Source organism: Rathayibacter sp. AY1E2 (assembly GCF_002932325.1).
Lineage (GTDB): Bacteria > Actinomycetota > Actinomycetes > Actinomycetales > Microbacteriaceae > Rathayibacter.
Genome location: NZ_PSVO01000043.1, coordinates 1 through 6,045, shown reverse-complemented (window position 1 = coordinate 6,045; position 6,045 = coordinate 1). Strand labels below are relative to the sequence as shown.

Sequence of the window (6,045 nt, the reverse complement as noted above, 5' to 3'; positions counted from 1 at the left end):
GTCCTCGGAGGCTAGGCGGGGCGGGGCGCGGCGTCCGCCCGTTGACTTCCCAGGTGCGCGGCCGTGCTCGCGGGTCCGGGGGCGTTCGCCGACTCGAGGTCCGTTCTCCTCCGGCTCCTGCTCCGTTCTCCTCCGGCTCCCGCGACTGTCCAGGAGTTGTCGCACTCGAGCTCGAGTGCGACGACTTCTGCGCACTCGGAGACGACCGCTGGGACGGGCCCGGCGGCTCCGCGACCACGCGGAAGTGGCCGTACTGGAGCGCGAGCACGGCGACTTCGGAGGACTGGCGACCGGCTCGAGTGCGCGGGTCCGCGAGTGCTCAAGAGTTGTCGCAGTCGACGCCGAGTGCGACGAGTTCTGCACAGTGGGCGAGGCTCCGGGGTGAGGGCTTGCGAGTGCTCAGGAGTTGTCGCAGTCGACGCCGAGTGCGACGACTTCTGGACAGTGGGGGAGGCTCCGGTGTGAGGGCTTGCGAGTGCTCAGGAGTTGTCGCAGTCGACGCCGAGTGCGACGAGTTCTGGACAGTGGGGGGCGTCCGAGCAGGGTCAGGGACCCCGGCAGCACTCGTCAGGGACCCCGGCAGCACCCGTCAGGGACCCCGGCGGCACGCATCCGGGGCCCCGCGGCGCGCGTCGCGCCCGGCACCCGCGACCTAGGGTGAGGGCATGCATCCGCTCGACGCCCAGGACCCGCTCGCGCACTGCCCCGAGCTGTTCGTCCGCACCCCCGAGGTCCGCTCCTACCTCGACGGCAACTCGCTCGGCCGGCCGCTGCGCGCGAGCGTCGCCCGGCTCGCGCGGTTCGCGGAGGAGGAGTGGGGCGGCCGCCTCATCCGCGGCTGGGAGGAGGGCTGGCTCGACATGCCGCTCGAGGTCGGCGACGCCCTCGGCTCCGCGGTGCTGGGAGCCGCGGCCGGGCAGACGGTCGTCGCCGACTCCACGACCGTCCTGCTCTACAAGCTCGCCCGCGCGGCGATCGCCCGCCAGGCGGAGCAGGGGCGCGACGAGATCGTCGTGGACACCGATAACTTCCCCACCGACCGGTACGTGCTGGAGGGCATCGCGGCCGAGACCGGCAGCACGCTCCGCTGGATCGACTCCGACCCCGGGAGCGGCGTCGGCCCCGACGACCTCGCCCCCGTGCTCGGCGAGCGGACGGCACTGGTGCTGCTCAGCCACGTCGCGTACCGCTCGGGGTTCCTCGCCGACGCCGCGGCGATCACCGCCCAGGCGCACGAGGCCGGCGCGCTCGTGCTCTGGGACGCCTCCCACTCCGTCGGCTCGGTGCCGCTCGAGCTCGACGAGTGGGGCGCGGACCTCGCGGTCGGCTGCTCCTACAAGTACCTGAACGGAGGCCCGGGGGCGCCCGCGTGGGCGTACGTCGCGTCGCGGCACCAGGGCTCGCTCGCGCAGCCGGTGCAGGGCTGGATGGGCGTCGCCGACATGTTCGAGATGGGACCCGGCTACCGTCCGGCCGAGGGGATGCGGCGCTTCCTCAGCGGCACCCCGCCGATCACGGGGATGCTCGCGATGCAGGACATGATCGCGCTGATCGCCTCGGTCGGCATGCCCGCGGTGCGCGCGAAATCGGAGGCGATGACGGCGTACGCGCTGGAGCTGGCCGACGCGTGGCTGGTGCCGCGCGGGGTGCGGGTGGCGACTCCGCTCGATCCCGCCCGGCGCGGCTCGCACGTGACGATCGCGCACGAGTCGTTCGCCGGCCTGGTCCCGCGGCTGCAGGCGGAGGGGATCGTGCCGGACTTCCGCCGACCCGACGGCATCCGGATCGGCCTCTCGCCGCTGTCGACCACCTTCGCCGAGCTGGAGCTGGGCATGGCGGCCATCAGGGACGCGCTGGACTGAGCGGGGCGGGGCTCGGCGGGGCGGCTGTCCCCGGCCCCGCCGGCGCCCTCACCGCGCGTCGCGCGTCCGGCGGGTGCTCTCCTTCTGCAGGGCCTCGACGAGCTCGGCCTTCGTCATGCGCGAGCGGCCGGAGACGTCCAGGCGCTTGGCGAGGTCCATCAGGTGCGCCTTCGTGGCGTTCGCGTCCACTCCGCCCGCCGTCTCGCCCCCGGGGGAGCGGCCGTGGCCCTCGGCGCGGGAGTCGGAGGGGCCGCTCTCGGCCTTGCGCTCCCAGTGGTCGCCGACCTTCTCGTACTCGTGCTTCAGTGCGGCGAAGGCCGTGCGGTGGGCGCGTTCGCCGTCGCCGTAGCTGTCGACGGCCGAGTCGTGCGCGGCCGACCAGAGCTTCTGCGCGTGCTCGTCGGAGCGCTCGATGGTGGACGGGATCTGTTCCTCGCGGGGCATGGCGGCCTCCCTCTCGTCCTCCGACGCTACGTCGGGTCGGAGGCGCCGGTCACCCCGTTGACGAGCGCTCGGCGGGCGCCTCCGTCCCCGGAGCGCACTCGGGAGGCCGCTGCCGGTGTTCTCACCGGGCCGACGCCGATGATGGGGCGATGTTCATCCCGACCAGAGCCGCCGGTCTCGAGGCGCTCGACGACTTCGTCGCCCGCGCGGGCTCCGCCTACGCTCGCGACCGCAACCACGACCTCGGACCGTCCCGGGACAACGTCTCCGGACTCTCGCCCTACCTCCGCCACCGCCTCGTCACCGAGCGGGAGGTCGTCGCCGCGGTCCTCGCGCGGCACCGCCTGACCGCCGCGGAGAAGTTCGTCCAGGAGGTGTTCTGGCGCACCTACTGGAAGGGCTGGCTCGAGCAGAACCCGGACGTCTGGCGCCGCTACCGCCGCGAGGTGGCGGACTCCTCCGCGGGCGATCCTCCGCCCGGGTACCTCGACGCGATCGGCGGACGCAGCGGCATCGACGTGATGGACGCGTGGGTGAGCGAGCTCGTCGAGACCGGGTACCTCCACAACCACACCCGCATGTGGTTCGCGAGCATCTGGATCTTCACCCTCGGACTGCCCTGGCAGCTCGGCGCCGACTTCTTCTACCGGCACCTGCTCGACGGCGACGCCGCGTCCAACACCCTGTCGTGGCGATGGGTCGCCGGCCTGCAGACTCCGGGCAAGACCTACCTCGCCTCCGCGTCCAACATCGCGCGCTACACGGAGGGGCGCTTCTCGCCGAGCGGCCTCGCCACCACGGCCCCCGCGCTCACCGAGGAGCCCTTCCCGCCACGGGCACCGCTCGAGCAGGACGACGTCGTGGGGATCGTCGGCGCCCGCCCCGGCCTCCTGCTGCACGAGGAGGACCTCGAGGCGGAGAGCCTGCTCGCCGAGCAGCCGGGTCTGGCCGAGCGCCTCGTCGCGTGCGCCGTCGCCGGGGACGCGGGCGGGCGCTCGCCGTCCGGAGTCTCCGACGCGGTCGCCGCCTTCACCGCCGCGGCGCTCGCCGACGCCGCCGAGCGCACCTCCGACTCCAGCGGTCGGCCGGCGCGGGTGCTGGCGGGCGCGCGTGCCGCGACGGTCGTCGACTGGGCGGTCTCCGAGCGGATCGACACCGTGGTCGTTCCGTACGCGCCGGTCGGGCCCGTCGGCGAGCGGGTGGAGGCGCTCCGCTCGGCTCTCGCCGACGAGGGGGTCGCGCTCGTCACCGTGCGCCGCCGCTGGGACGGTGCGGCGTGGCCGTCGGCGTCGCGGGGGTTCTTCCCGTTCCGGAAGCGGATCCCGGCGCTGGTGCGCGACCTCGTCGAGCCCGCCGACGCGGCACGCCTGTTCTGAGCGGCGTCCTGTGACCCGCGTCCTGTAGGCCGCGTCCTGCATCCCGCATCCCGCATCCCGCGAGCCGCGAGCCGCGAGCCGCGAGCCGTGTCCTGTGAGCCCCGTCCCGCGACCCACGTCCGGTGAGCCCCGTCCCGCGGAACCTGCCTGGTCCCGCGGGGCGGGTGCCGCTCAGCCGAGCAGGCGGTCGCGGAGGAAGTCGCTCGCGAAGCGGCCCGAGGGGTCCCACTCGGAGCGGAGGGTGCGCCACTCCTCGAGGTGCGGGTAGAGCGGCGCGATCTCGTCGGCTCCGGCGAGGAAGTGCTTGCCCCAGTGCGGCCGGGCGCCGAGCGGCAGAAGCGCGCCCTCGACGGCGGGGAGCACGGCGTCGACGCCGGCGCGGTCCTTCTTGAAGGTGAAGTGCACGCCGACGCTGTCGCGGCCCCCGGCGGGGGAGAGCCACTGGTCGTCGCCGGCCATGGTGCGCAGCTCGGTGATGAGCAGGACGTCGTCGATCCGCTCGCCGATCGCGCGCAGCGCCACGATCGCCTCGCGGACGTTCGAGCGCGGCACCATGTACTCGCTCTGGATCTCGTCGCCCGCGCTCGGCTCGCGGTCGAGGCGGAAGTGCGGCAGGCGCTCGGACCACGGTCCGACAGAGCCGCCGAACGGGTTCAGGTTGGAGTCGACGCCCTCCGAGACGGCGAAGAGGCTCGCGGAGGCGGCGACCGCGCCCAGGTGCGTCGCGTCGACGTCGGCGACGGATCCCGCCGCCACCTTGGTCTTCAGCCACAGCTGCTCCACCGTCGGCGAGGACCAGTGGGTCATGAGGCTGACGCTGTAGGCGGAGGAGGTGATCGCGTCGAAGTCGTCGAGCACGCGCTCCCAGGGCAGGTCGACGAACGCGTCCTGGCGGACGTCGAAGGTCGGCTGGATGTCGAGGGTCACGCGGGTGACGATGCCGAAGGCGCCGAGGCCGACGACGACGCCCTCGAAGCCCGGCTCCCCGCGGCGGATCGTGCGCAGCGAGCCGTCGGCGGTGACGAGCTCGAGGGCCGAGACGGCGGAGGAGAGGTTCGCGTTGCGGTCGCCCGAGCCGTGGGTGCCGGTCGCGATGGCGCCGGCGACCGAGATGTGCGGGAGCGAGCCCATGTTGTGCAGGGCGTAGCCGTTGCTGTGCAGGTGTGCGGCGACGACGCCGTAGCGGGTGGCGCCGCCGACGGTGACGGTGCTCGCCTCGGCGTCGATCACGGGGTCGGAGGCCAGGCGGCCCAGGTGCAGCAGTGCGCCGGGGGTGTCGGGCAGGGAGTTGAAGGAGTGGCGGCTGCCGAGGGCGCGGACGCGCTCGTTCTCGCGGACGAGGCGCTGCACCTCCTCGACGGACTCCGGCTCGATGATGGCGGCGGCGCGGTACTCGTAGGTGCCCGCCCAGTTGCTCCGTGAGGTCATGGATCCATTCTGCCGGGTGCTCAGGGGATTTGTTGTTGGTTGCAACGAATGGCCTGGTAACGCACGGGACGCGGCAGGACGGAACGGCGTGGATTTTGTTCGGGGCGCGCTCCGGGCCCCTGACGGGAGGGCGGCGATGACCGCGCGCAGACGATCCCGCTCCGATCTGTTCCGGGTGAGCGTGAGCCTCCTGGTCACGATCGTGGTGGTGCTGCTCGTCCTGGCGACGGGGACGCTCGCTCCGGGCGACGGGGCCGTCGATGCGACGGCGACCCTCGTTCCGGTCTCTCTGCTCGGCCGGCCGCTCTCCACTGCCCTCTCCGTGGGCTGGAGCGCCGCCTCGTACTCGCGCCTCGACGAGCAGGCGCTGCGGAGTACCGCCGAGGAGGAGGCGCGCGGCGAGCGGCGCCTCCTCTCGCGGATGGCGGGAGCGACCGGGGCGACCGGCACGACGCTGTCGGCGGCGGTGCCGGCGATCGTGGTCACGGTGGCGATCGTGGTCACGGTGGCGATCGCGCAGAGGACGGAGTCCCGCAGCGAGCCCCTCTCCATCGCCGCCGCCCTGCTCGCCGTCGCGAGCTCGTGGGTGCTGATGGTCTTCTCGGTCGCACAGGCCTGCCTGCGCCTCGAGTCGCGGTCGCCCCGGCGGTCGCAGGTGCGCTCCGCCTTCGAGGAGGCGCCGCACTTCAGTGACGACGCGACCCTCGCGCTCCTGCTGTCCACGATGGCGGCCACGGTCTCGGCCGAGATCCGCTCGAGAGAGGGCTGGCGCCTGGTGCGCGCGAACGTCGTCATCGCGTCCGCCTTCGACTCGGTCATCATCGCGATGAAGGTGTCACTGCTGTTCGGCGGACTCGCGGCCTGAGACGGCGGGAGCGGAGCGTCAGGCGGAGCCGGGGGCAGTGGGGTCGGGGCGGGTTGGAGCGGGCCGGGTT

5 protein-coding genes are annotated in these 6,045 nt (G+C 73.5%); 3 read left to right on the top strand and 2 right to left on the bottom strand.

Going from position 1 to position 6,045, the window contains the following annotated elements:
• The first annotated feature begins 665 nt into the window (after positions 1-665).
• On the top strand, positions 666-1,862 hold the full coding sequence (locus C5C49_RS16510; protein WP_104314158.1) for a kynureninase: 1,197 nt from the start codon (positions 666-668) through the stop codon (positions 1,860-1,862).
• Between the two features lie 48 nt (positions 1,863-1,910).
• Here C5C49_RS16510 and C5C49_RS16505 read toward each other — a convergent pair whose 3' ends face one another.
• On the bottom strand, positions 1,911-2,306 hold the full coding sequence (locus C5C49_RS16505) for a ChaB family protein (protein WP_104225169.1): 396 nt from the start codon (positions 2,304-2,306) through the stop codon (positions 1,911-1,913).
• Between the two features lie 149 nt (positions 2,307-2,455).
• On the opposite strand from C5C49_RS16505, the gene C5C49_RS16500 reads away from it, so the two are divergent.
• Positions 2,456-3,682 carry an FAD-binding domain-containing protein gene (locus C5C49_RS16500; RefSeq protein ID WP_104346612.1) on the top strand — a complete coding sequence of 409 codons (1,227 nt, stop codon included), beginning with the start codon at positions 2,456-2,458 and terminating at the stop codon, positions 3,680-3,682.
• Positions 3,683-3,853: 171 nt separating this feature from the next.
• Here the strand turns inward: C5C49_RS16500 and C5C49_RS16495 are convergent, their stop codons facing one another.
• Positions 3,854-5,110: a D-arabinono-1,4-lactone oxidase gene (locus C5C49_RS16495; RefSeq protein WP_104346611.1), complete on the bottom strand. Its 1,257-nt coding sequence runs from the start codon at positions 5,108-5,110 to the stop codon at positions 3,854-3,856.
• 136 nt (positions 5,111-5,246) lie between these two features.
• Between C5C49_RS16495 and C5C49_RS16490 the strand changes: the two genes are divergently transcribed.
• Positions 5,247-5,975, top strand: a complete 729-nt coding sequence (locus tag C5C49_RS16490) for a DUF1345 domain-containing protein (protein ID WP_181135799.1) — start codon at positions 5,247-5,249, stop codon at positions 5,973-5,975.
• Positions 5,976-6,045 lie beyond the last annotated feature (70 nt).